Origin of the sequence: Collinsella sp. LCP19S3_B6, from assembly GCF_052121815.1 — a bacterium.
In the GTDB taxonomy this organism is placed as follows: domain Bacteria; phylum Actinomycetota; class Coriobacteriia; order Coriobacteriales; family Coriobacteriaceae; genus Collinsella.
This window is the reverse complement of record NZ_JBQKDN010000018.1, coordinates 1-25146: the sequence shown is the minus strand read 5'-3', so window position 1 is coordinate 25146 and position 25146 is coordinate 1. Positions and strand designations below refer to the sequence as shown.

Genomic DNA, 25146 nt, shown 5'->3' with positions numbered 1-25146 from the left:
CTGCGACCAGTCTTTCTGGGACGGGGCTTTTTAGCTGCTTTCGGATGCCGGCTCGCTCCACATCGGGAGCAGTCAATTTGGGACGGGGCTATTTTAGCTATCCCTGCCACTAATCGGACAAACCTTTCGCTTTACCTGCAAGGGCAGCTAAAATAGCCCCGTCCCAAATTGACTGCTCATATAGTCAGCCCCGTTTTATGCGTGGTCGCGCCAGCTGCGGACACGCTGCTTCATACCCTCTATGTCGAGCACGCCTTCGGCAAAGCCCTTACGCACGAGCTCTTCGGGAACGAACTCATCGTAACGATCAAAGTAAGGCACCTCGCCGGGATAGACGAGCTCGATGGGATCGAAGTCCTTCTCGGCCTCGGCGGCGAGTACCTCAAAGAACGTCTCTTCGTCGGCCTTCATCTTAAACTGCATAAAGTACGGGCGCGACGGGTCGAGTCCGCGAAGGCCCAGCTCCGCGGCACATTTAATCTTGAGCATGCGCTCGAGCGCCAAAAAGGCATAGCTGCCCAGCCAGGGGAAGAGCGCCCAGGTGTCGCCGCCCAGGTTAATGAGCGGCCTAGTGCCCGCACCCGAAATCTCGGCCGTATGGCGAGCCTGCGCCAGACGGGCTCGCGCGTTACCCATAAGGTATGGATACGCGGCATGTTCGTTGAGCGCTTTACGCATGCGCTCGAGTACATGCGTGTTGATGTCGCCGGGGCAATCGCCAAAGTAAGCCGGCACACGGCCCTTGACCTGCGTGGCAAAGACGGTATGGCGCTTCCAGTCCACTTCCTCGACAATCCAGCAGTGCCCGGCGATGGCGATGCGTTCACCGGGCGGTGGGGGATTGACGATCGTGCCCAGCTCGGCCGACTCGCTGCGGACGGTGAACTCCTCGTTTTCCTGGAACACGGCGTAGAACTTAAAATTGTTGATGATGCGCTCGCCCGCGAGGCCCACGATGAGCCCGCCGCCCTCGGTGACCTGGATATGGTCGATCTTAATGAGGTGACGCAGCAGCACGCGATAGTCATCGGCTGAGACGCGGTGGAAATAACTGAGCGTGAGCACGCGCTGGGCAAGTTCTGCCGGCGTGAGCTCTCCGGTGCTGGCAAGCGTCGACATAGTCTGGTGATAGAGCAGACTGTAGGGGAGTCGATCGAGCTCGGGCGGCTCGACCCACTTTTCCTCGCGATAGAGTTGTACGAGTGCGATGCCCTGCAGGAGCTTCCACGGAATGGTTTCGGGCATCATCGTGCGCGGCTCGGGTTCTTCCTCGCGCATGACAAACCACATCTCGGGCGGAAGGTCGCGGCGTCCCGTGCGGCCCATTCGCTGCAAAAAGGAACTGACGGTAAATGGCGCATCGATCTGAAATGCACGCTCCAGACGGCCGATATCGATGCCAAGCTCAAGCGTAGAGGTGGTGACGGTCGTCTGTGCCTGCTCTTCATCGCGCATGAGCTCTTCTGCCGTCTCGCGCAACGATGCCGAAAGATTGCCGTGATGGATGAGGAAACGGTCAGGCTCGTGTCGGCTCTCGCAGTAGCTGCGCAGCATGGAACATACGGCCTCTGCCTCCTCGCGCGAGTTGGCAAAGACCAGACACTTGCGCCCGCGGGTGTGTTCGAAGATATAGCCCATGCCGGGATCGGCGTTGTCGGGTGCGGTGTCGGTGGGGTTGAGGAGCGCTTGCTCGGCGGCCCGGGGGATGTCGACTTCGCCCTCGGGGGCCGAAGAAGTGCAGCGGTTCCCGGAGCTAGCCTTACCCTGTGCCCGTTCGCGACGTTGACGGCGCTCCTCCTGTGTGGGCTGTCCGCTGTGGCTCATGACTTGGGTGTCGGCCGGCAGCGCCGTGGGTGCCGCTGCCTCAATGCGCTCGGAGGCAAGCACTTCGGCCTCTTGAGGACCCATGCTCTCGAATCCCCGCTGCTGTGCCTGGGGACCCGAGTTATAGAAGTGCTCCATGGAGATGCGCCATACGCGGCGCGGTTCCTCAAAACGGGGGATAACGCAGTCACGTCCCGTTCCCTGTGAGAGAAAAGCGCCCGTGCGCTCGGGGTCGCCGATGGTGGCCGAAAGGCCAATGCGTCGAGGCTGCACGCCGGCCATGCGCGAGAGTCGCTCGATAAGGCAGAGCGTCTGCCCGCCACGGTCGCCGCGCATGAGCGAGTGGACCTCGTCGATGACCACATAGCGCAGGTCGCAAAACATGCGCGGGATCGCCATGTGCTTATGGATCAGGAGCGCCTCGAGTGACTCGGGCGTAATCTGCAAGATGCCGCTCGGCTTTTTGATGAGCTTAGCCTTGTGCGACTGCGAGACATCGCCATGCCAGTGCCAGACAGGGATATCGGCCTCTTCGCAGAGGTCGTTAAGGCGGACGAACTGATCATTGATGAGCGCCTTGAGGGGGCCGATGTAGAGGGCGCCCACGCTCGCGGGCGGCTTCTCCCAAAACTCGGTCAGGATGGGAAAGAAGGCCGCCTCGGTTTTGCCGGAAGCCGTGGATGCCGTCAGGAGCACATTGTCTTGTGTGTTAAAGATGGCATCTGCCGCCGCAACCTGAATGGAGCGGAGACTCTCCCAATCGTGGGAGTAGATGAAGTCTTGGATAAACGGGGCGTAGCGGTCAAAGGCGTTCACGGGGCCTCCTTTCAAAAGCGAATCTCTCAACGCGGCGGGCAGTGGCTTGCTGCATGACTGCTTCAATGTTTGCCCAGATAAAACCTGCCAAAATAAACCTGTCCCTTTTTGGCAGGTTAGATGGCGAATTCGGCGAAGTTGCGGTCGGCGCCTGCGGTGCCGGTGTCGTCTGTTGCGGCTGCTGGCGCGTCACCGCCGACGCTTTGCAGCAGCTCGGCCACGTTGGCGTCGGGGTTTTGGCATAGGATGTCGAGCAGCTCGATAAAGTCACGAATGACTTCGCGCGGCGTCAGATGCGTGTCGGCTCCCACGCGACCGAACTCAATCTTGAGGAAGTCCACCAGGTCGCTCTCGGTAAGCGTGGGCGTCCAGCCAAAGTAGCCGGCGTGAATTTGCATGAGTTTTTCGATCAGCACCAGCAACTCTTCGTAGGTGAGTGGCTGCAGACGGATGATGGGCGCGAGCATGTCCTTAAGGTCCTCGCGTGCAAAGCGGCCCTGAGCGAGTCGGCTGCGCAGGGCCTCGTAGGAGAACACGCCGCGGCGGCGGTCTTCGATGGAGGTTGGCGTGCCGCCCATGATCATGCCCAGGTACTGCGCCTTGCCCTGGAGCGTGTCATTGTACATGGTCAGGATCTTCTCGTAGTTGTATTGGCGCGTGATCGCGTTGGGAATCTTATACAGATTCACGAGTTCGTCGATGAGCACCAGCATGCCCTTGTAGCCGCTGCAGACCAAAAAGCGCGCAATGAGTTTAACGTAGTCGTACCAGTCGTCATCGCTGATGATGGTTGAGGAACCCAGTTCGGCGCGAGCCTCGCTCTTGGTGCGGTATTCGCCGCGGATCCATTTGGTTACGCGGCTCATGGCCTCTTCATCGCCCTCGGATACGGCCGTGCGGTAGCGGCGGAGCATGCGGGCGAAGTCGAAGCCGTGGACCATCTCCTCGAGCGGGGCCAGTTGGGCATTGACGACCGACTCGTCGACGTCGGCACACGAGGCGACCCAGCGATCCAGAATAAGGTTGAGCGCACCGCCCTCGGGGCGCGTCTTGGTCGATATGTTGCGGATGAGCTCACGGTAGGTGGCAAGGCCCTGCCCCTGACCGCCCTGCAGGCGGCGCTCGGGCGACAGGTCGGCATCGGCGACGACGAACCCCTCGCCCATGGCGTGCGTGCGGATGGTCTGGAGCAAAAAGCTCTTGCCTGCGCCGTAGCGACCGACCAGAAACCGGAAGCTCGCGCCACCGTCGGCGATGAGACTCAAATCGGTGAGCAGGGCGCGGATCTCGACCTCGCGCCCTACGGTGATATAGGGAAGGCCGATGCGCGGGACCACACCGCCCTTGAGTGAGTTGAGAATGACGGCAGCGACGCGCTTGGGCACGCGGGGTGCTGCGGATGCGGTATCACTCATGGTCTAGGTATCCTCTCACGTCTGCTTCGTAATCCTCGATAATTTGCGGTCCTGCCGCGCCGAACTCGATAACGGTGTCTCCCACCAGGTCAAAGAGCGTCTCGTTGATGCTGTCGACGAGCATATCCTCGCTCTGGCCCGACCTCTCCACTGCCGATGTCGCTTGCGCTGTGTTTTGCTCGAGGAGCGCGCGAAGAAAGGCATCTTCGGCGGGCGCGAGTTTGTTCGTAGCTTCGGCAGACGCGGGCGTTACGGGTGCGGGCGCAGGCACGAGGAGCGGTGCCATGACGCCAAACTCTTCGGCGGAGGCAGTCGGCTTGTCGGGTTCGTCTTGCTGAATGGTCATCTCGCCAGGTTCGGCAGTCATGCCGGGCGCAGACTCGCGGCCCGGCTGCTCGATAAGCGTTGCCTCGGCTTCCACGGGCGTGCCGTCCTCGCGCTCCTCATCAATCAAAAGCGCTTCACGCGTTTGCGCGGCGGCGCTCCGAATGTGCCCCAGCTGGCTCAAATCGATATCGATCTTGACGGGCTGGTGTGCGGCATCCCACGAAAGCCATGCCACGATCTCGTCATCGATGATTTTGGCCAGATATTTGGGGACCTTTTCCTCCTTCAGGGGGTGGGCGGGGGCTAGGGCCAGGCGCAGACGTTGGTCGCAGGCGCGCATCATCTCACCAAGCTTGCTGCTCTTTTGCCTGCTGCCGTGAATTCGCATGCATTCCCAAAAACCATTTTGGCAGCGGTAGATATGGATGGGGTCAAGACGGTATTCGCAGTCCTCGTGGCGCTCGGGCGCAAAGAACACGGCCGAGGCAAACATGGTATAAGGCATGGCCGTCTCCTCCCCAAACAAGCTCGCCACGATACCGGTCTTTCGATGCGTGTCATAGTAGCGCGCCATGCGGACGTACACGGCACATGCCACGTGGCGTAGGTCGCGATGGTGGCTGCGATCGAGTCTAGAGTTATCGAGGTTATACGTGGAGAGGGCGTTGATAGCGGCCATGAGTCGCTCCTCGCCCGCCTCGTCGGGCGGGAGGGGGAGCGTAGGCTCGGAGGTCTTGCGACGCGCAGGCGCCAGGTCCGGCGGCGTCGGTGCAGATGCAAGGTCTCGAGCCGCGCGCCGCAGCTCGATAAGGGCGTTATCGAACATGACGGTTTTAGAGTCGCGAAGCAGTTTGGGGTCGAGCCCGTGGAAAACGGCGTAATCTTGCAACCACACGCGTGCAAACCGGTCGATGCCGGGCTCGAAGGCACGATAGGCATTCCAAAAGGCCTTGATCTTGCTAAAGCCATCGAGTGGGTCATCTACGCCAATGCCGCAGATCAGCTCATAGAGATACAGGAAGGCAAAGGACGTAGACGTTTCCTCGACAGTTCCGCGGCGCACTTGGGCACGCCAGGTAAAGTAGCCGCGCAACTGTCGATCGCTCATGGCATTGTAGGTGGGAAAGTACGACTTAAAGGTGCCGTTGTAGGGACAATCGTCCTCGAAGTCGGCCATCAGCAGGCCTTGGCGGTAAAAGAGCTCCGCCTCCGATAGCCAACGTCCCGCGCCGCCTTTGGGATCATCTTGCCAGCGCGATATCTCGCGCATCTTGCGGTACTGGTCGGGGAGGAAGTTCTGCATCTGTCGACCGGTCTTGAGAATCGGCTCGTCAGCATAGATTTCGTTTGAGAAGCGGGCGGACTGATGGGTCCGGGCCTCGGCCATAATGCGCTCGATGAGCATCTTGACGTCCTGGTCGGCCACCGCTTCTCCTCTCCTAACGCAGCTTCGGTGACCTCATATCATAGCACAGCATCAAACAGGTGTTCGAGAAACCGCTACGTAGATAGATTTAGAACAAGAGGGCGTAGATGACCGCCACGACGACGGAGGGGAGCATGTTGGCCGTGCGGAAGGTCTGAGGTCGAATAAGGTTAACCCCAACACAGAAGATGAGCATAGAGCCCACAAGCGAAAGGCTGTCGAGGGCTGCGGTGGTCATGATGGGGGAGAGTGCGCCGGCAAAAAGCGTGATCGTGCCCTGGAATACGGCAACGGGCAGGGCCGAGAAGATGCAGCCGCGGCCAAGCGAGGCCGTCATGGTGCAGACGATGATGCAGTCCAGCGCGCCCTTCAGGGCAAGCGTGGACCAGTCGCCGAGCAGACCGTCCTGAATCGATCCTACGATGGCCATGGCACCGATACACACGGTGAGCGATGCCGAGACAAAGGCGTTGGTGAACTCGTTGTCGCCTTCGCTGCCGGTTTTGCGCTTGAGCCATTCGCCGAGGTTCTCGATGGCGGCCTCCAGGTTGATGGCCTCGCCGATGAGCGAACCGAGGGCAAATGAGACGATAAGCATGGTGGTGCCGGTGGTCGCCAACGCCTCTCCATCGATAACGAGCATCTTTTGCATGGTGCCGCCCAGGCCGATAAACAGAACACACAACCCCGACGCCTTCATGAGCGTGTCTTGGATGCGAGGCGTAATGAAGCGCCCACCCATAAGGCCAAGCAGACCGCCCGCGATCAAAAGCGCGACGTTGATGATCGTTCCTAAACCCGGCATGGACCCTCCTGTAATTGATGCCAACGCGGCAATCGTAGCAGAACGGGGAGGGGGCGCTCAGTATCCGAGCCAAGCGGCGGTTAGCGGTCTAGGACAGGATGGGGCTAAAGTCGAAGCGCAGCGTTATGAGGTGCTGTGGGGATTCGATGGCTGCGGCAATGATGTCGGCATCTCGTGCGCGATCGAACCCTTCAAGTTCCATTTGATAGGGGACGTCTTCTTGGATACCGATGCGACGAGGAACCAAAAGCTTGGTTCCGTCGAATTCTTCGGTTCGCGTTCCGTCTGCTGCAACGGAATAAAGGTGTAACTTGGCGGTCGTTGTGGCATCAAGTGCCGAGATAGCTTGGATATCGTTCGATGCGCTCTTTGCTCCCACTGCTGTAAGTGCCGTAGGCGCGACGACTTCGCCCGAAGGCAAAAAGACGGTATTGGGGAATGCGATGAGGATATTTTTGCGGCGGGGCGCATTGGCAGCGACTGGCTCAATGCTTGCAGCATCGACGGTTTCCGTGTGGTCGAGCGCGACCATCATGCAACAGTTGCCTTCGTCGACACCTGGGGGAGCGGCAAAGTCCAGGCCGTCTTTCGGTTGGGAATCGCCTAGTTCGGTGGCGCTTCCGCTTGGCTTCTCGAGAGGAACCGCAGCGTTGTCTTCTGATGATGCATCGTCAACATGTGCCGGTGCGTCTGCGACCTCGTCTTTGGGGGATTTGTCATTATCGCTCGATATAGGAGCGGCAATCTCGACGGACCCCACTCCGTGCCATGTCATTTGGAGCAGCGCCGGATCGGTGAGAATGCGCTGCACGCCCGGCGCCTGGGCATCGATATTGATGGGGGCGGGTTCTGATCCGCGCGTGAGGTTAAGCGAGCCCTTCTGCCTGGTGCTTTGAGCCTTTTGGTCGTCCGCGTCGCCAGCGTAGAACAGCAAAGGCGCATCTCCCGTTGCGATGGCTTCGGTGTCCGCCTTGGTCAGCCGCAGCGACGCCGTAAAGGAGATGATGGGCTGCGCGCCATCGACATTCGAGGGAACGCAGCCCAGGCATACACCCCCTTCTTCTTCATGGGCCGCGCTGTCGAAGACGACTTTTGCCCCGTTCGCCGAGTCATCGACCGAGGCAATATCGATGCGCAGCTCTAAGTCGCATGGGTCGCCATCGGCGTCGACTGCAGCCGATTTCCATGTGCAGACGGCGCAACCTGTCCGGGGGCCGCTCTCCTTGTCCGGTCGATTGATATCCACGACTATCGAGTCGACCGTATTGCGGTGAAGGCATCCCGAGGTTCGGACCGTGGCATGTGCGAGCGAAAAACGTTGGCAGGCGACGATACCCGACGAATTCGACGCGGGGTTCAGAGCTTGCGGTAAGGAGCTTGCGGTAAGGAGCTTGCCGTGGCGGGCGTCGCCCAAGCGGCGAGAGGCGTACCGCTCGCCAGTGCGCTGCAGAGCGCGGCAACGGGCAAAAGGTTTTTGGGTGCCATGGTTCTCCTATTTATTCCGCGTACTCCGGTCGTGCTTGGCTATTGGTTGCGTTTGATGTGCAGGCCAAGGCACGTCAGTCCTGCTCCCACCGTGGCGACGCCTACCGCAATGAGTTGCCGGGTGTCGCTCGTCTGGACGAGCGGCTCGTGACGGCTGCCGCGATTAAGGCCCGAAAGATCGACGGTCACTTCTGTGGCCGCCTGCGTTTGCTCTTGTTGAGCAAAGGCATTGCGGGTGCGGACGCCAAGATGCCGACGATGGCGGCCAGTGCAATCGCCTTAGGACGTGGCGTGCGCACCGGGTTCGACCGTCCAGGTGATGCTTGCCACTTGATCTCCCGTACCGGTGGCGTGGTAGATGTCACGCGTGACGCGGGCGACGTGGCCACTCACATTGAGCCTAATTTTGTCCGTTCCGTCGGCAATGTCCTTGTACTTCATGTCGAAGCTTGCGTCTTTGGAAAGATCGAGGCCCGTAGTCTGAGTCACCGAGCTGGCATCCTTTTCTGCCTTATCGGGGCCAACCTTAAAATCGATGGAGTTCTGGGCCGAGCCCGTCTTTGCGTCTGCAACGATTGTCCAGTCGTTCTTGGCCGTGACCTTCATGTTGGTGACGTGGATGCCGTATGCCGAGAGGTTGTCGATGGTAATCGTCTTGTCGGAGGGTCCTACAAGCGTTCCGTCGGCTTTGGCGGCAAAAGGGATGACCGTTGGCGCCTTAAACGAAACATTGCTAATGTCGGCCTTCACCGTCACATCGGTGGTTCCAACGCGCACCTCTGCCATGGCCGCCGTTGGCGCGGCGCCCATCGCAAGTGCGAGCGTAAGCCCTGCGCCCACGGCGAGTGCCCTGGCTCCGCTCAGGTTCATGGGTGTGTTCATAATCGATCCTTCTGCTCGTCACGGACTGTTTCCGTGATGGTTGGACGAATGGGGACAGGGTGCTGCCCCTGCGAGCGCGTCGGCCACTAGCCTTCTGCCTGTGCCACCCGCACTTTGACGCGCGTCGGATTGCCGTGGGTGTCGTAGGTCTTGGCATCGAGTGCCTGAATCTCGATATATGCCTCGCCTTCTTGGATATCGCCGGCGGGGCAGGTCTCAACCGTCTTGCCGGCTTCGACCACACCGGACTCATAGATGGTCTCGTCGTTTTGAATCACGCGGAAGCGCTGGGGAAACTTGTTGTCTTGGACGTTCTGCACGTTGACGCGCAACTTGCCGCCTTCCTGCAACTGTGCGACCGGCGCGACCGAGATCGTCATCATGTTGTCGCGGACGATGGCGTCGAGCTCATCCTGGATTTCTTGGCGCGATTTACCTTCTGCCGTCGTGACTGAGGCGCCCGCTTCGGGCACGGGCTGCGACTGCCAGGCGTATAGCCCTACGGCGATGAGGGCGCAGACGACAGCCAGGCAGACAACGACGAGTTTCTTGCGACGCCCCAGTCCTGCAAGGCGGGGCGGCTTCTTCGCACTCATGCGGCGTCCTTGGTGGTGTAGACACGTGCGAACGTGGACGGGTCCGCTCCAAAGAGCATGTGAAGCATCAGGCGGCGCGAGTAGATGAGCTCGTCGAAGTCGTGAGGGAGCTCGATGTTGTGGATACGCGCGATGTGGTGGGCGAGCGCCGAGAACGACTCGGGGTCGCAGATCACATCGGTGGTGACGTGGTAGACCTCCGTACCTGGAAATGCATCTTCGTCGAAAGGCAAGAGATAGGGGTCGTCATCGACTTCGATGGCGAAACCGTATTGGGGCCAGTAATATGCCATGGAAACCTCCCTGCTCTGGGGCCAAAACTCCTATTGGTTTGGCTGTCGATGCCGACCGTATCAGCCGCAACTTGCCCAATAACTAACCAATTGCTTGACGAGCCGATATCCCCGCAGGTAAAAGCATGTGAAAAAAATCTCAACTATTTTTGACTGATAAATGCACATGTTGTGGCTGCGCGGCAACGTGTGGCAAAAGCGTCGCTTGTCTCGAAAATTCCACCGTTCGCCGAATTGCGCGAACGTTAAAACGTCAATTATGGAGACGGTCTCGAACATGTCGGTGAAACGATGCGGTAACATTTCCCTGCAAACACTGTAGTTAGCTAAAGGGGGAGTTCGCGTGTCTGCAACCATCAAACCCTTCACCGACGAGTTCGAAGAGTATGGTCGCGATGAGTCTCGCACATCGGGCGAGGCCTCGAGCATCTCGTTTCCGACAACGGAGGACGAGGTCCGCGCCATTATGGAAAAGCTCCATGCCGAGCGTGTCCCGGTGACGGTTCAGGGCGCCCGGACCGGTCTTGCCGCCGGCGCCGTGCCTCATGGCGGTCACATTCTCAATACTTCCCGCATGAATCGCTACCTAGGCATTCGCCGCGATGAGCAGGGCCGCTTTCTTTTGCGCGTGGCGCCCGGCGTCGTGCTGTCTGAGCTGCGCAAGCAACTGGGCAAGAAAGTGCTGCCGACTGCCGGCTGGGACCAGGCATCGCTTGAGGCCTACGAGGAGTTCCAGGAAGCTCCCGAGCAATTCTTTCCTACCGATCCCACCGAGGCATCTGCCTGCCTGGGCGGTATGGTGGCATGCAACGCTTCCGGCGCCCGTAGCTACGCTTACGGCCCCATGCGCCCTCACGTCACGGGCCTTCATGTCGTGCTGACCGATGGCGACCTGCTCGAGCTTCACCGTGGCGAGGTTTTTGCACAGGGTCGTCGCCTTTCGCTCGTCACGGTGCAGGGCCGCACGCTCGAGCTCGACCTTCCCGACTACACCATGCCCAAGACCAAAAATGCTTCGGGCTATTTCGTTGCTGACGATATGGATGCCATCGATCTGTTTATCGGTGCGTGTGGAACACTCGGCGTCATCACCGAGCTCGAGATTGCCCTGCAGGCGGCGCCTGCGGTCGTTTGGGGCGTGAGCTGCTTCTTTGACAGCGAAGACAAGGCCGTGTCCTTCACCGATTCTGTACGTCCCGTCCTGTCCCACGCGGCTGCCATCGAATATTTCGATGCGGGCGCCCTGGATATCCTGCGTCGTCAGCGCGAGCAGTCGACTGCGTTCGCCTCGCTGCCGGCGCTCGACAAAGACGCCAAGGTCTGTGTCTACGTGGAGCTCGACTGCGACGACGAAGCCCAGGCGACTGAGGAGCTGTATCACTTGGGGTGGGTACTGGAGCTTGCGGGCGGCAGCGACGATGCGACATGGGTCGCGCGTACCGAGGTCGATCGCGAGTGTCAGCGATTCTTCCGCCATGCGGTGCCCGAGAGCGTCAACATGCTCATCGACGAGCGTCGCCGTACGGACCCCACCATTACCAAGCTGGGGTCGGATATGTCGGTGCCCAACGCGCACTTGGCCGATGTCATCGCCCTTTATCGCCGCACGTTGGCCGAAAGTGGGCTTGAATCTGCCGCCTGGGGGCACATCGGTAACAACCATCTGCATGTGAACATTCTGCCGCGCGATGCGCAGGATTACCGCCGCGGCGAAGAGCTCTTTGCCCAGTGGGCTTCCGAGGTCACGGCCATGGGCGGCGCTGTCTCCGCCGAACACGGCGTCGGCAAGATTAAGGCGGGCTTCTTGGAGACGATGTACGGTCACGAGGCCATGATCGAGTCGGCGCGGCTCAAGCTCCAGCTCGATCCTGCCGGGCAGCTGGGCCGCGGTAACCTGTTTTCGGAGAAGCTCTTGGATGAGCTCGTCCAGAAAGGGGGCGCGTGAAGATGAGCGATTTCCATATGGTGGTGTGCGTCAAGGCGGTGCCGGGCAGCACCGAGGTCAAGATGGACCCCAAGACCAATACCATCGTGCGCGATGGCAAGCAGGCGGTCATTAATCCCTTTGACGCGAGCGCTTTGGAATGCGCGCTGGCGCTGAAGGACGACTTTATCGGCTTTGGCATGGACGTGCGCGTAACGGTGGTGTCGATGGGCATCCCCGCGACTGAATCGCTATTGCGCGACTGCATCGCCCGAGGCGCCGATGACGCACTGCTGCTAACCGATCGCGCCTTTGCAGGTGCCGATACCCTGGCAACCACCTATGCCCTCAAGTGCGGTATCGAGGCGCTCGACGAGGACTTCGACCTGCTCATCTGCGGCAAGATGGCGGTGGACGGCGATACGGCCCAGATTGGTCCCGAGCTTGCCGGTGCCTTCGAGATTCCCTGCGTGACCGACGTGAGCTGCGTGCAGAGTGCGGGCTTTACGACCTGTGGTTCAGTGGCGCTTGTTCACGGCTGCGATGCCGGCGAGGAGACGGTCTATCTTGAGATGCCGTGCGCGATGACGACTGCCAAGGAGATTGGCCAACTGCGCATGCCGAGTATCGCCGGTATTCGTGCGGCCGAGGAGGCGGACGTGCGCGTGGTCAACGCTGCCGACGTGAACGCCGACCCCGCGCGCTGCGGTCTTGCCGGCTCGCCGACACAGGTCGTACGATCGTTTGTGCCCGACCGCGACCAAACGTGCGAGACCGTTGACGGAACGGCGTCCGAGCAGGCGGCGAAACTTGCCAAGATTATCGAGGGGATGGCATAGATGAGCGGACTGATTATCGATAGCGAAGCCTGTATCGGCTGTGGTCGCTGCGTTCGCGCCTGTGCCTCGGGCGGCATCGTAGTGGAAGGCGAGCGGCCCAACCGTTGCGCCCGCGTAACCGACGGCTGCATCCTATGCGGCGGGTGCGTCGACGCTTGCCCCGTCAATGCCATTTCGATCGAGCGCGAGGAGGCCGCCGGCGCGGTTGACCTCGATGCATATCGAGACATTTGGGTATTCGCGCAGACCGACGAGCACGATACGGTGGCTCCCGTTGCCTTCGAGCTCATGGGCAAGGGCCGTGAGCTTGCGGATACACGCGGCTGTCGCCTGGTGGCGCTGGTCGGCATGGGCCCCGAGGGTTCTCTCGGTGACCTGGAGCATCTGGTTTGCGCCGGTGCAGACGAGGTCCTGATCTGTCGCGACGAGCGTCTGCGCCAGAACGATGTGGAGGTCTACGCCCGCCTCATCTGCGATTTGGTGGCAGAGCGCAAGCCCGAGGCCATTCTGTACGGAGCGACCGCCTTTGGCCGCGAACTGGCACCCGGCGTTGCCGTGCGTTTGCAGACGGGCCTTACGGCTGACTGCACCGTGCTTTCGATGGATACGGAGACGGGGCTGCTGCAACAGACGCGTCCGGCGTTTGGCGGCAACCTGATGGCCACCATCGTCTGCCCCAATCATCGTCCCCAGATGGCAACGGTGCGCCCCGGCATCTTTAAGGCGCCCGACTTTGACTACGGTCGCTCCGGCACGATCACCCAGATAGCACTTGCGGATGATGCTAAGGCTCGTGTCGAGATCTCGATTCCCGCCGAGGAGTGGGGACAGCAGGCTTCAATCGCCGATGCCGAGCGCCTGGTCGTGGTAGGTCGCGGCATTGGTTCCAAGAAAAACCTGCCGCTGATGCGAAGGCTCGCCGAGGCTCTGGGAGCCGAGCTTGGCTGCACGCGACCCGTCGTGGAGGCCGGCTGGTTGGAGTATCGCCATCAGATTGGCCAGACGGGCGTATCGGTTTCGCCCAAGATTCTTGTGAGTATCGGTGTTTCGGGCGCCATCCAGCATCTTGCCGGCATCGGTGGGGCGGAATGCATTATCGCCATCAACGAGGACCCGGATGCCCCCATCTTTGGTGCTGCCCAGTACAAGGTTGTCGGTGATGCCGTCGAGGTCGTCGAGGAGCTGCTAGCCCAGCTTGAGCGCTAGGCGCGCGCCAGCCAGTCGCGCATCTCTTCCTTAAGACGGCTCCAGGTTGCCTGTGTGGCGGGGTCGGTAAAGGGCTGCGTAATACCAAAGGGCGCGTCGAGCAGGCGGTAGATATCGCCCTGCTCGCGCGCCAGCGCGCGGCTCGCCGGATAGACGAGCTCAAACATAAAGCAGATGAGTCCTACCAGGTAGTCCGCGGGCTCGTCGCGTTCATCACGTGCGACGCAGCGGCGCTCGTCAAAGGCGGCCAACGTCGGCGCCGAGAAGTGGCTGGCGAGAAATGCGTCCTCATCCACCTTGAGGATGGTGTCGACGGTGCTGTCGGCGATGGTGCGCATAATGTCGATTTTGTCGCCATCGCGCACGATATCGCAGAAGCACCGTGTACGCTCGTCGAGTTGTGCCGGCAGGCGAAAGTCACTGTGATAGGCGATGCTCGCGCGGATGAGCTCGTCTTCTGCCGGGCTGTCGATAAAGTCGCGGATACTTGTTGCCGCGGGCGCGTCTGCAGGGTTTTTGCCAAAAAGGACCTCGAGGCCCAACTTCGCATGGCTCATGCTCTCGGCATCCTTAAACGTGTCCCAGCGTCGCAGCTGCTCAAAGCGGCCCATATCGTGCAACAGCCCACAAAGCCACGCCAGGTCAATGTCCTGCGGTGACCAGCCCTGCTCACGTGCCACGGCATCACATGCCTCGGCAACGTGGTACGTATGCTCGATTTTGAGCGCGATACGCGGATTGGCGGCATCGTAGGCATCGGTGTAGGTCCTGAAGGCCGCGATTGCCCCCGTTCGATCGATAGCTGTCATAATGACTTCCTAAAAAGCTGTGTCTTTCTGCGTCTTTCGATCCGGTGGCAATTGTAGGTGAACTCGGTTGCCGCCGGGCGATGATTCTGCCATGTCGTCGAATGCGGCTCGGAAAGCTTGTCGGGACGAGGAACGCTATGGTGTTCAAAATCGTTAAAACCGTCTGGCCGGTGATGCTTACCAATGTTGCGATAGGTGCGCCGTTGTCGATGTCCCCACCGCTATTGCGGGTTTCGTCTGCACATCGCTCTTTATTTGCCTGCTCTTTTCGCAGCGGCTGTCGGCGTCGTTGCGGTGGCAATCAAGACAAAGTCGATGTTGTGGTGCTGCGTCTCGGGTATCGGGCTCTATATCGTTTTGAGCCTCGTATAGGAGTGGGGTGCGTTTACCGTCCGGGCCCAACGAATCGGATTTCTCACCGAGCCGGTCTGCTTCTTCTGGTACCATGGTCAAACTTTACTGTAGCAAAGCATGACGTGGGCTTTTGTTCTGCGTCGGCGGAAATGGGGGTTTCATGGCACAGGAAGCGATCGCCAACGAGCAAAAGAAATTCAAAGTACCGCGCATTCCGGGTGACATCATGATCTACCCGATGATCGTCGGCCTTTTGCTCAATACCTTCTGCCCGCAGGTCTTCGAGATCGGCGGCTTCTTTACCGCCGCCTGCCGCGGCGGTTCCAATACCATCGTCGCCGCGATCCTGTTGTTTGTGGGCGCCGGCATCAGCTTTAAGTCCACGCCGGGTGCCATCAAGACCGGCATCGTCGTACTGATTCCTAAGCTTGTGGTGGCAGCCGTGCTGGGCTTGAGCGTTGCGTATTTCTTTAACGACAACTTTTTGGGCCTGAGCTCGGTTTCCATCATCGGCGGCATTACGTTTTGCAACATGGCGCTCTACACGGGCATCATGGGCGAGTTTGGCGACGAGTCCGAGCAGGGCGCCGTGGGCATCCTGTTCTTCACGGTGGGCCCTGCGGTTACCATGATCATTCTTGGTGTCTCTGGTCTTGCCAACATTCCCGTTGGCACCATCATCGGTTCCATTCTGCCGCTCGTGATTGGCATGGTTTTGGGCAACCTCTTCCCGTTCATCAAGAACCTGCTGGTTCCCGGCACCAATCCTGCGATCGCCGTCATCGGATTTCAGCTCGGTGCGTCTATGAGCCTGTCGAGCTTTATCACCGGCGGCATTTCCGGCATCTTGCTGGGCCTTGTCACGTTGTTTGTCGTCGGTCCCATCACCTTTGCGTTCGAGCGCCTGTGCGGCGGTAACGGCAAAGCCGCCGTGGCTTGTTCCACTATCGCCGGCACGGCTATGACCACGCCGGTTGCTCTTGCCGAGGTCGCGCCGCGCTATGCCGAGCTTGCGCCCGCCGCATACGCTCAGATCGCCACCGCCGTCATCATCACGGCAATCATGGCTCCGATTCTGACCGGTTGGGTCGATAAGAAGTTCTACCAGGGCAAGGAAGACCTGTCGCCCGCCGGTGTCGAGGCCATCGAGGAAGCCGTCGCGGCCGACATCGATGGCGAGTAGCCATCGGCGTCCATCAATGATGCTGGCGTGCAACTCGCGCCGTGAGAGCGCCCGGGCGCTCTGGTGTTATTCCCTCATTCCCCTCTGGATTGGGGGAGTTATGGTGATGCGTGCGGCTCGGAGAAGCGCTGTCGGTTTGATGGCGGGGAGATGGGCCTGGTGGTTAAGGCGCTCAAGATTGAGATATTCCTGCTAAGCATGATTGTTCTTATCGGGCTTGCCGTGCGGAGTCGTCGCTCCTTGTTCTCGAGCACCCAGCAGCTATTGTTTAGCACGCTTGGCTACACCTCTGCCGCGTACATATTATTCGATATGATCTGGGTGCTATTGGATGGTGTGGACGACACGTTGGGCATTGCTGTCAACTGGATTTCCAACGCGGTTTCGTTTTCGCTCTTTGCCATCGTGTGTCTCATTTGGTTTATCTATTCCGAGACGGTGCAGGGTTCTCGCCTTTTGGCCTCGCGCTATAGGGTGGTGCTTGTAGCGTCGCCTACGGTTCTGGTGGTCGTGCTGGCGTTTACCAGTTACTGGACGCACGCCCTGTTCTATATCGATTCGCAGGGCGTGTATAGTCGCGGCTCTGCTTATATGATCCAGCCCATTGTCAGCTACTGCTACGTTATACATACGTCCCTACATGCGTTTGTGCAATCTCGCAGGGTCGAGAGCCTGCAGACGAAGACCATCTATCGAACCTTGGCATTTTTCGCCATTCCGGCCCTGGTGGGCGGTACCTTTCAGGTCGTATACTCGGTGCCCGGCCTTTGTGTCGGCATAATGATTAGCATATTGTTGCTCTACATTGTCTTCCAGGAGCAGCTCATCTCGACCGACCCGTTGACTGGCCTCAACAATCGCAACCGTTTTGAGACCTATATACTGTCGCTCTTCTCAAATGTGGATCAGGCCGAAGACGTGTATCTGCTTATGATGGACGCCGACGGCTTTAAGCAGATTAACGATCGCTATGGACATGTGGAGGGCGACCATGCTCTTCAGGTCATATCCGCTGCACTCAAAGAAGTCTGCTCGGCGTCTGGTAGCTTTATCGCGCGTTATGGCGGCGATGAGTTCGTGGTGCTTCAAAAGGCGATAGCGGAGCAGGATATCTTGCATCTGTGCGCGGCAATCAACGACGAGCTCGCGTGCGCCGAGGTTCCGTATCTGTTGCGGATGTCCATCGGCTACGCACGGGTTGGTGATGGCGTCGATACCTGGCAAGACTTGCTCCGTGCTGCCGACGCGGAGCTCTACCGCGTAAAGCGCGAGAAGAAGAAAGCCGGCGTCCAGATACGCTAGAAAAAAGGGGCGCACGACCGTTGCGATGGTCGTGTGCCCCTTCTGCGCTTTCGGGGACTAGTATCGGCTGTCGAAGATGCGCCTCGTCTTTTTCTCGGAGCGGGGTAGCTCACCGAGCGCGGCGTGGCATCGCCATGGTTTTCGATGGGGTTAAACGCGTCTGCGGCCTTGCCGCTGGAGTAGGCGTCTGCAATCTGCGGCAGGCGCTCGTTAACCTCGCCATGGGCGGCAAACGAACGGCGCGGGAAGATAACCCATTTGGGATCCTTCTCAAAGGTGCCAGCGGGATGTGCGACGGTATGCTCGGGTACCTCCAAATAGGTTGAGGCGTGACATACGCGGGTGGTGGGGCGCACGATAACGGGCGTATGGTAGCGCTCCGAGATTTCAAATGCCTCTTGCATCATCGCGTAACCCTGCTCCAGATTTTGCGGATCGAGCACGGGGATCTTCGCAAATGCGGCAAAGCGGCGCGTATCCTGCTCGGTTTGAGAGGAGATGGGGCCGGGATCATCGGCAACAAACAGCACCAGACCGCCCTTGATGCCCACGTAGTTGAGGCTCATGAGCGGGTCGGAGGCAACGTTTAGTCCAACTTGTTTGCAGGTAAAAAGGCAGCGCGCTCCTGCATACGATGCACCTGCCAGCACCTCGAGCGCGGCTTTTTCGTTGGTCGACCACTCGACGTGGACACCCTCGGCACTACCTTGGGCCTTGAGTTTGGCAACTGTCTCGACAAGTTCCGTCGACGGCGTGCCCGGGTAACCGGCGACCACGCGAACGCCCGCCGCAAGCGCGGCATACGCAAAGGCCTGGTTTCCCATAACCAGTTTCTTATGCATCTGTATCCCCTCGATGTCGCCGGCGCGTTACGGCAAGACGGCGTCTGCCGCCGCGACTCGGTACGAAATCAACGAGATACAGTGTACTCCATTAAGCTAAAGTGAGAGCTGCCCTTTTCCAAACGGGGTGGTTTGTTAGGCCTTTTTAGGTTTGTTGACAATGATGATGCCACTGCAGACCAAGAGCAGGGCCACAATTACGGTAACGGGGCTCGTGCCAGCGCCCTCTCCGAGCAACAACGCGCTCAACAGCACGCCAAAGACCGGGTTCATAAAGCCAAAGACCGAAACGCGGCTAACGGGGTTGACGGCGAGTAGGCGGGACCACAGCGAGTACGCGACGGCGGAAATGAGCGCCATATAAATGATGAGCGCGATGGCGGGGGCGATTTCGGTGGGGAATAGCGCGCCGCCCATCAAAAACCCGATGGCGGTAAGGACCAAACCGCCGACTAAAAACTGCCAGCCGGCGAGCAAGACGCCGTCATGCTCGCGCGAGAAGATGCCAATGAGGCAGGTCGACAGGGCGCCCGCAATAGTGGAAGCCAAGATAAATCCCTCGCCGTCGAGTGTAAAGCCAAAGGTGCCGTCCGCACCCGAAAGGTTGACGAATGCGACGCCGGCAAAGCCCAGTACGCAGCCGAGCACCTTGGTCGCATCGAGCTTTTCGGTGCGAAACGCCAGGGCGGCAAAGAGGATGGCGAGGAAGATGGCGCTGGCCTCGATGATGGAACTCGACATGGCGCTGGCGCGCGAGAGTCCCAGGTAGAAAAAGAAGTACTGCCCGATAGTCTGGAAGAGCGACAGGATGCAGATGGGCTTAATGTCGCGAGCCTGTGGAACGAGTGGGCAGCGCTGGGCCGCGCTCATCCCAACGATAACCAGGGCGCCGGCAAGCGTGAAGCGCAAGCCCGCAAAGAGCAGCTGCGAGGCGCTATCGTGCGCGGGGATGCCAAAGAGCTCGTAGCCGATCTTGATGCAGGGGAAAGCCGACCCCCAGAGTGCGCAGCAGACGAGGCAGCCCAGGATGAGTCCGGGCAGGGTGGCGAGATGCGGCTTGCGGCTTTCCATGATGTCCTTCCTGTATGCGCGAAGTAAAAAAGAACCCGCCACCGGGTGTGCCGGTGGCGGGTGTTGTTACCCGAGGGGATTGTACCCGATGGGAACGTATTTAAGCGAAGTAGGCTACGCCGCTCTCAAAGATCGGCATGAACTTGTCGCCGGGAACATGCTCGGGCACGTTGCGGTACAGGTTGTCGCCGCGACGCTCGGCATGGCCCATCTTGCCCAGGACGCGGCCGTCGGGGCTCGTGATGCCCTCGATGGCGAGCGCGGAGCCGTTGGGGTTGACGGAGAGATCCATGCTGGGCTTGCCATCCTCGCCCACGTACTGCGTGGCGACCTGGCCGTTGGCGATCAGCTGGGCGAGCACTTCATCGTTGGCGACAAAGCGGCCCTCGCCGTGGCTGATGGCGACGGTGTAGGGGTCGTCCAGACTGCACTGCGACAGCCACGGGGACAGGTTGGACGAGATGCGGGTGCGCACCAGACGGCTCTGATGGCGACCGATGGTGTTGAACGTCAGCGTGGGCGCATCGGGCGTGGCGTCGACGATGTCGCCGTAGGGCACCAGGCCGAGCTTGATCAGGGCCTGGAAGCCGTTGCAGATGCCCAGCATCAGGCCGTCGCGGGCCTTGAGCAGGTCGCGGACTGCCTCGGTGACCTCGGGAGCGCGGAAGAACGCCGTGATGAACTTGGCGGAGCCGTCGGGCTCGTCGCCGCCCGAGAAGCCGCCGGGAATCATGACGATCTGGCTTGCACGGATGCGGCGGGCGAGCTCGTGGGTGCTCTCGGCGACGGCCTCGGGCGTGAGGTTGTTGATCACGAAGGTGTCGGCCTCGGCGCCGGCGGCGCGGAAGGCGCGGGCGCTATCGTACTCGCAGTTGTTGCCGGGGAACACAGGGATGATCACGCGCGGGCGGGCGATCTTGGCGCCGCCGTACACGTGGATATCCTTGGCGCGGAAGTCGATGGCCTCGACCTCGGGGGTCTCGCCGGCGCTGCGGTAGGCGAAGACGCCCTCGATACCGCTCTCCCAGGCCTCCTGGAGCTCGGCGAGCTCGATGACTTCGGAGCCGGTGTCGATGACATAGCCCTCGACGGTGGTACCCAGGGGCTCGACGACAACGCCGTCGGCGACCTCGGGCAGCTCGGCGTCCTCGGCGAGCTCGACGATAAAGCTACCGTAGAGCGGGGTGAAGAGGCTCTCAACGTCCACATCTTCGGCAAGCTCGATACCGATCTGGTTGCCGACGCACATCTTAAAGAGGCTCTCGGCGCCGCAGCCGTAGCCGGGCGTGGAGACGGCCAGGGCGTCGCCGGTAGCGGTGAGCGCCTCGACGGCGTCAAACGCGGCGAGCAGCTGCTGGGCATCGGGGCGGTAGTCCTCGCCATAGGTGGCGGGGGCGATGCGAACGACGCGGTGCGTGAGGCCCTTAAACTCGGGGGAGACGGCGCGGGCGGCACGGCCCACGGCGACAGCGAAGCTGATCAGGGTCGGCGGAACGTTGAGCTCGCCGGCCTCGTCCTCAAACGAGCCGCTCATGGAATCCTTGCCGCCGATGGCGCCGGCACCCAGGTCGACCTGGGCCATAAGGGCGCCCAGGACGGCTGCCATGGGCTTGCCCCAACGTTCGGGCTCGGTGCGCAGGCGCTCAAAGTACTCCTGGAAGGAGAGGTAGGCGCGCTTGTGCTCAAAGCCGGCGGCAACGAGCTTGGCGATGGACTCGACCACGGACAGGTAGGCGCCTGCAAACTGGTCGGCCTCCATCAGGTAGGGGTTGAAGCCCCATGCCATAGCGCTCGCCGTGGTGGTCTCGCCGTCCACGGGGAACTTGGCGACCATGGCAGAGCTCGGGGTGAGCTGCGTCTTGCCGCCAAAGGGCATGAGCACGGTAGCGGCACCGATGGTGGAGTCGAAGCGCTCGGAAAGGCCCTTGTTGGAGGCGACGTTGAGATCGGTGACAAGCGAGGTCATGCGCTCGGCAAGCGTGGTACCGGCCCAGCTGGGTTGCCACACGCTACGGGCACACACGTGGGCGACCTGGTGCTTGGGTGCGCCGTTGGAGTTGAGGAACTCGCGGGACAGATCGACGATGGCGACGCCGTTCCAGGCCATACGCATGCGCGGCTCGGCGGTAACCTCGGCGATGACGGTCGCCTCCAGGTTCTCCTCGGCGGCATAACCCATGAACTCCTCGACGTCACCGTCGGCGACGGCGCAGGCCATGCGCTCCTGGGACTCGGAGATAGCGAGCTCGGTTCCGTCCAGGCCGTCGTACTTCTTGGTCACGGTGTCCAGGTCGACATACAGGCCGTCGGCAAGCTCGCCAACGGCGACCGAGACGCCGCCGGCGCCAAAGTCGTTGCAGCGCTTGATCAGGCGGCAGGCGTCGCCGCGGCGGAACAGACGCTGCAGCTTGCGCTCGACCGGGGCGTTGCCCTTCTGGACCTCGGCACCCGAGGTTTCGATGGAATCGGTATTCTGGGTCTTGGAGGAGCCGGTGGCGCCGCCGATGCCGTCACGGCCGGTGCGGCCGCCCAGCAGGATGATCTTGTCGGTGGGGGCGGGGCACTCGCGACGCACGTGGTTTGCCGGGGTGGCGCCCACGACGGCGCCGACCTCCATGCGCTTGGCCACGTAGCCGGGGTGATAGAGTTCGTTGACCTGACCGGTGGCAAGGCCGATCTGGTTGCCGTAGCTGGAGTAGCCGGCGGCAGCGGTGGTCACGAGCTTGCGCTGCGGCAGCTTGCCCTCGAGCGTCTCGGAGACCGGGACGGTGGGGTCGCCGGCGCCGGTGACGCGCATGGCCTGGTACACATAGCTGCGGCCAGAGAGCGGGTCGCGGATGGCGCCGCCCACGCAGGTGGCGGCACCGCCGAAGGGCTCGATCTCGGTCGGGTGGTTGTGGGTCTCGTTCTTAAACAGGAACAGCCAGTCCTGGTCCTCGCCGTCGACATCGACCTTCACCTTGACGGTGCAGGCGTTGATCTCCTCGGACTCGTCGACATCGGTCATGACGCCGGTCTTCTTAAGGTACTTGGCACCGATGGTGCCCATATCCATGAGGCAGACGGGCTTGGCGTCGCGACCGAGCTCGTGGCGCATCTCCATATAGCGGTCGAAGGCCTGCTGTACCACGGCGTCATCGATTGTCACGTCGTCCAGGACGGTACCGAAGGTGGTGTGGCGGCAGTGGTCGGACCAATAGGTGTCGATCACGCGGATCTCGGTGATGGTGGGGTCGCGGTCCTCATCGCGGAAGTACTGCTGGCAGAAGGCGATGTCCGCCTCGTCCATGGCAAGGCCGCGCTCGGAGATAAAGGCGGCAAGGCCGGCCTCGTCGAGTTCGCGGAAGCCGTCGAGCACCTCGACGGGCTGGGGCTCGGGGGTCTCCATGTACAGCGTCTCGGGTAGGTCGAGCGAGGCGATGCGGGCCTCGACGGGATTCACCACGTAGTGCTTGATGGCCTCGATGGCGGCTTCGTCCAGAGCGCCCGAGATCATATAGACCTTGGCGGAGCGCACGGCGGGGCGCTCGCCCTGGCTGATGAGCTGCACGCACTCGCTGGCGGAGTCGGCGCGCTGGTCAAACTGGCCAGGCAGGAATTCGACGGCAAAGACGGCGCCATCGCTTGCGGGGAGTTCGTCGTAGGTCACATCGACCTGGGGCTCGCTAAAGACGGTCGGCACGCAGGAGCGGAAAAGCTCCTCGTCGATGCCCTCGACGTCGTAGCGGTTGATGATCCTCAGGGCCTCGATGCCCTTGATGCCGAGAATTTCGGTCAGCTCGCCCTTGAGCTGCTGAGCCTCGACGTCGAACCCGGGTTTCTTCTCCACGTAAATACGAGAGACCATTGGTTCCTGCCTTCCTGATCGGTTGGGCGTACGGTGCGGTATGCGGCAGCGGTCGGTTTGCGGGACAAGCCTCGCGGTCGCCTTGAGCCACATGTTTGTAAACGTCACTATGATACGACAGCTCATGGCGTATTGAGGACGGCGAGGGTGCTACAGTGAAGCGCAAACAAGAGAAAGGCATCACATGGCATTCGTTTCGCTCGCCATCATCGCGCTTGTGGCTTTTGCAAGCCCCTTTATCGCATCGGCGATTCCCGGAAAGCCCGTTCCCGAGACGGTTTTTTTGCTTGTGTTCGGCGCGGTGCTGGGACCTCATATGCTCGGCGTCATCCATGTAGATGCCGAGGTCTCGCTTGTGTCCGAGCTCGGTCTGGCCTTTTTGTTCCTGCTTGCCGGCTTTGAGATCGACCCCAAGAACATCACGGGCGTCGAGGGACGCTACGGTATGGCGACGTGGGTCGTCACGTTTGGCATCGCCTGGCTTGCCGTGCGCTTTACCCCGTGGTTCTCGGTCAGCCATTTCGACGGTATCGCCGTGACGCTGGCGCTCACTTCGACGGCGCTCGGCACGCTCGTGCCCATCATGCGTGAGCGTTCGCTGACCGGCACGCGCGTGGGCGACTCCATCCTTGCCTATGGCACGTGGGGAGAGCTCGGTCCCGTGCTTGCCATGTCGGTGCTGCTCTCCGCTCGTACTGGTATCCAGACGCTCGTGATCCTTGGCTTGTTTGCACTGGTCTGTGTGCTGTTGGCCGTGGTTCCGAGCCGCTCCAAGCGCGTCGGCAGCCGCTTCTTTGCGTTTGTCGAGGAACGGGCCGACACGACGTCGCAGACGTTCGTGCGCCTGACGGTGCTCATCCTGGTCACACTCGTGGCATTTTCCGCCATCTTTGACCTCGACATCGTGTTGGGCTCTTTTGCCGCTGGCTTTGTCCTGCGCTATATCATCCCCGAGGGCAACCATACGCTCGAGACCAAGCTCGATGGCCTGGCCTATGGCTTTTTGATTCCGGTGTTCTTTACCGTGTCGGGCGCAAAGATTGACCTGACGGCCGTGGCGTCGCGCCCGGGTCTGCTCGTGGGCTTTATCGCGGCGTTGCTGATCATTCGCGCCGTACCGATCCTTGTCTCTATGAGCATTTGTCCCGCGACACGTGACGTTTCGGCGTATGGCCGCATTACCGTGGCCCTGTACTGCACCACGGCCCTGCCGATCATCGTTGCCGTGACGAGTGTGGCCGTCAACGCAGGCGCTCTGTCGCAAGACGTCGCCTCGGTTATGGTAGCCGCCGGTGCCATCACGGTGTTCTTGATGCCGCTGCTCGCGCAGCTCTTCTATCGCGTGGTCGATGCCGCGCCGGCCACTGCCGTGGCAGAGGTCGCCGAGCACCCTGCCGACGCACTCGATATCCTGCGCGCTCACCACGACCTAGCGAGCCTGCTCGCGCGCGAGCATGAGCTTTTGACCTCGCATGGCCATGGGCGTTCGCTCGACGGCATACCTACCCTTGATTCCATTGCTGACCGCCTCTCGACCGAGGCGGCAAGCGGCCACATCGATGCCCGTATCGTGGACGCCGCTCATTTGCTGGCTGAGAAGACCTATGGCGACGAGATCGACCCGTCCGAGCTGACTCCGCGTGAGCGCCGCCGCCTGGAGCGCGCCAAGCTCGCCGTGCGCGAATACCGCCGCCGCATGCTGGAGCTCTACGCGCGCGATGAAGCCCAGGACGACGACGGCAAATAACGAGATGCTTCCCTAGGGGAAGCCGCGTCCCGCTTTAAAGACGGGACTGCGGACAAAAAGTTGGACCGTTGAGGTCCGGAACGGAGTCCGCATGGCATACAGTAGGAGAATGGTGGAGAGGGCCAGGGCGCTTCGCGGCGCCGGGCTCACCGT

19 protein-coding genes are annotated in these 25146 nt (G+C 61.0%); 6 read left to right on the top strand and 13 right to left on the bottom strand.

Features of this window, described 5'->3' with window-relative positions:
- Nucleotides 1-195 precede the first annotated feature (195 nt).
- From ACTQWD_RS07160 to ACTQWD_RS07120, 9 genes are all read right to left on the bottom strand, one after another.
- A complete protein-coding gene (locus ACTQWD_RS07160; protein ID WP_441559620.1) occupies nucleotides 196-2640 on the bottom strand; it encodes a DEAD/DEAH box helicase in 2445 nt (814 codons plus the stop codon).
- Nucleotides 2641-2756: 116 nt separating this feature from the next.
- Nucleotides 2757-4055 (bottom strand): ATP-binding protein, encoded by a 1299-nt coding sequence (locus tag ACTQWD_RS07155; protein WP_441042131.1) that lies wholly within the window; start codon nucleotides 4053-4055, stop codon nucleotides 2757-2759.
- The gene (locus tag ACTQWD_RS07150) at nucleotides 4048-5808 is read right to left on the bottom strand and encodes a TerB N-terminal domain-containing protein (RefSeq protein ID WP_441055184.1); all 1761 of its coding nucleotides are present in this window, start codon (nucleotides 5806-5808) and stop codon (nucleotides 4048-4050) included. The genes ACTQWD_RS07155 and ACTQWD_RS07150 overlap by 8 nt, the downstream gene beginning before the upstream one ends.
- A gap of 88 nt (nucleotides 5809-5896) precedes the next feature.
- Entirely contained in the window at nucleotides 5897-6613 is a 717-nt protein-coding gene (locus ACTQWD_RS07145) for a DUF554 domain-containing protein (RefSeq protein ID WP_154517132.1), read from the bottom strand.
- Between the two features lie 88 nt (nucleotides 6614-6701).
- Nucleotides 6702-7859 carry a hypothetical protein gene (locus ACTQWD_RS07140; protein WP_441032813.1) on the bottom strand — a complete coding sequence of 386 codons (1158 nt, stop codon included), beginning with the start codon at nucleotides 7857-7859 and terminating at the stop codon, nucleotides 6702-6704.
- 110 nt (nucleotides 7860-7969) lie between these two features.
- A complete protein-coding gene (locus ACTQWD_RS07135) occupies nucleotides 7970-8098 on the bottom strand; it encodes a hypothetical protein (protein ID WP_427794193.1) in 129 nt (42 codons plus the stop codon).
- A 279-nt stretch (nucleotides 8099-8377) separates the two neighbouring features.
- On the bottom strand, nucleotides 8378-8980 hold the full coding sequence (locus ACTQWD_RS07130; RefSeq protein WP_441032809.1) for a hypothetical protein: 603 nt from the start codon (nucleotides 8978-8980) through the stop codon (nucleotides 8378-8380).
- 86 nt (nucleotides 8981-9066) lie between these two features.
- Complete coding sequence (locus ACTQWD_RS07125; RefSeq protein ID WP_427719604.1) at nucleotides 9067-9576, bottom strand: hypothetical protein; 510 nt, start codon at nucleotides 9574-9576, stop codon at nucleotides 9067-9069.
- Nucleotides 9573-9869, bottom strand: coding sequence for a hypothetical protein (locus ACTQWD_RS07120; RefSeq protein WP_154517147.1), 297 nt, complete (start codon nucleotides 9867-9869; stop codon nucleotides 9573-9575). The genes ACTQWD_RS07125 and ACTQWD_RS07120 overlap by 4 nt, the downstream gene beginning before the upstream one ends.
- A gap of 343 nt (nucleotides 9870-10212) precedes the next feature.
- On the opposite strand from ACTQWD_RS07120, the gene ACTQWD_RS07115 reads away from it, so the two are divergent.
- From ACTQWD_RS07115 to ACTQWD_RS07105, 3 genes are read left to right on the top strand one after another with little or no spacing between them, the layout of a single operon-like run.
- Entirely contained in the window at nucleotides 10213-11814 is a 1602-nt protein-coding gene (locus ACTQWD_RS07115; RefSeq protein ID WP_441546496.1) for an FAD-binding oxidoreductase, read from the top strand.
- Between the two features lie 2 nt (nucleotides 11815-11816).
- Complete coding sequence (locus ACTQWD_RS07110) at nucleotides 11817-12632, top strand: electron transfer flavoprotein subunit beta/FixA family protein (RefSeq protein WP_441032803.1); 816 nt, start codon at nucleotides 11817-11819, stop codon at nucleotides 12630-12632.
- A complete protein-coding gene (locus ACTQWD_RS07105) occupies nucleotides 12633-13838 on the top strand; it encodes an FAD-binding protein (protein ID WP_441032800.1) in 1206 nt (401 codons plus the stop codon).
- On the opposite strand, the gene ACTQWD_RS07100 is transcribed toward ACTQWD_RS07105, so the two are convergent.
- Nucleotides 13835-14647, bottom strand: coding sequence for an HD domain-containing protein (locus tag ACTQWD_RS07100; protein WP_441032797.1), 813 nt, complete (start codon nucleotides 14645-14647; stop codon nucleotides 13835-13837). The genes ACTQWD_RS07105 and ACTQWD_RS07100 overlap by 4 nt on opposite strands.
- 514 nt (nucleotides 14648-15161) lie before the next feature.
- Between ACTQWD_RS07100 and ACTQWD_RS07095 the strand changes: the two genes are divergently transcribed.
- Nucleotides 15162-16184: a 2-keto-3-deoxygluconate permease gene (locus ACTQWD_RS07095; protein WP_441559619.1), complete on the top strand. Its 1023-nt coding sequence runs from the start codon at nucleotides 15162-15164 to the stop codon at nucleotides 16182-16184.
- 150 nt (nucleotides 16185-16334) lie between these two features.
- Nucleotides 16335-17486: a diguanylate cyclase domain-containing protein gene (locus ACTQWD_RS07090; protein ID WP_441559618.1), complete on the top strand. Its 1152-nt coding sequence runs from the start codon at nucleotides 16335-16337 to the stop codon at nucleotides 17484-17486.
- Here ACTQWD_RS07090 and ACTQWD_RS07085 read toward each other — a convergent pair.
- The 3 genes from ACTQWD_RS07085 to ACTQWD_RS07075 form a co-directional block, all read right to left on the bottom strand.
- Nucleotides 17483-18328 carry a hypothetical protein gene (locus ACTQWD_RS07085; protein WP_441032791.1) on the bottom strand — a complete coding sequence of 282 codons (846 nt, stop codon included), beginning with the start codon at nucleotides 18326-18328 and terminating at the stop codon, nucleotides 17483-17485. The two genes, ACTQWD_RS07090 and ACTQWD_RS07085, sit on opposite strands and share 4 nt — an antisense overlap.
- Nucleotides 18329-18463: 135 nt before the next feature.
- The gene (locus ACTQWD_RS07080) at nucleotides 18464-19399 is read right to left on the bottom strand and encodes a DMT family transporter (protein ID WP_441559617.1); all 936 of its coding nucleotides are present in this window, start codon (nucleotides 19397-19399) and stop codon (nucleotides 18464-18466) included.
- A gap of 100 nt (nucleotides 19400-19499) precedes the next feature.
- Entirely contained in the window at nucleotides 19500-23246 is a 3747-nt protein-coding gene (locus ACTQWD_RS07075) for a phosphoribosylformylglycinamidine synthase (protein WP_427747911.1), read from the bottom strand.
- A 184-nt stretch (nucleotides 23247-23430) separates the two neighbouring features.
- Here ACTQWD_RS07075 and ACTQWD_RS07070 point away from each other — a divergent pair, with 184 nt between their 5' ends.
- Nucleotides 23431-24993 (top strand): cation:proton antiporter, encoded by a 1563-nt coding sequence (locus ACTQWD_RS07070; RefSeq protein ID WP_441032784.1) that lies wholly within the window; start codon nucleotides 23431-23433, stop codon nucleotides 24991-24993.
- The last annotated feature ends 153 nt before the right edge of the window (nucleotides 24994-25146 follow it).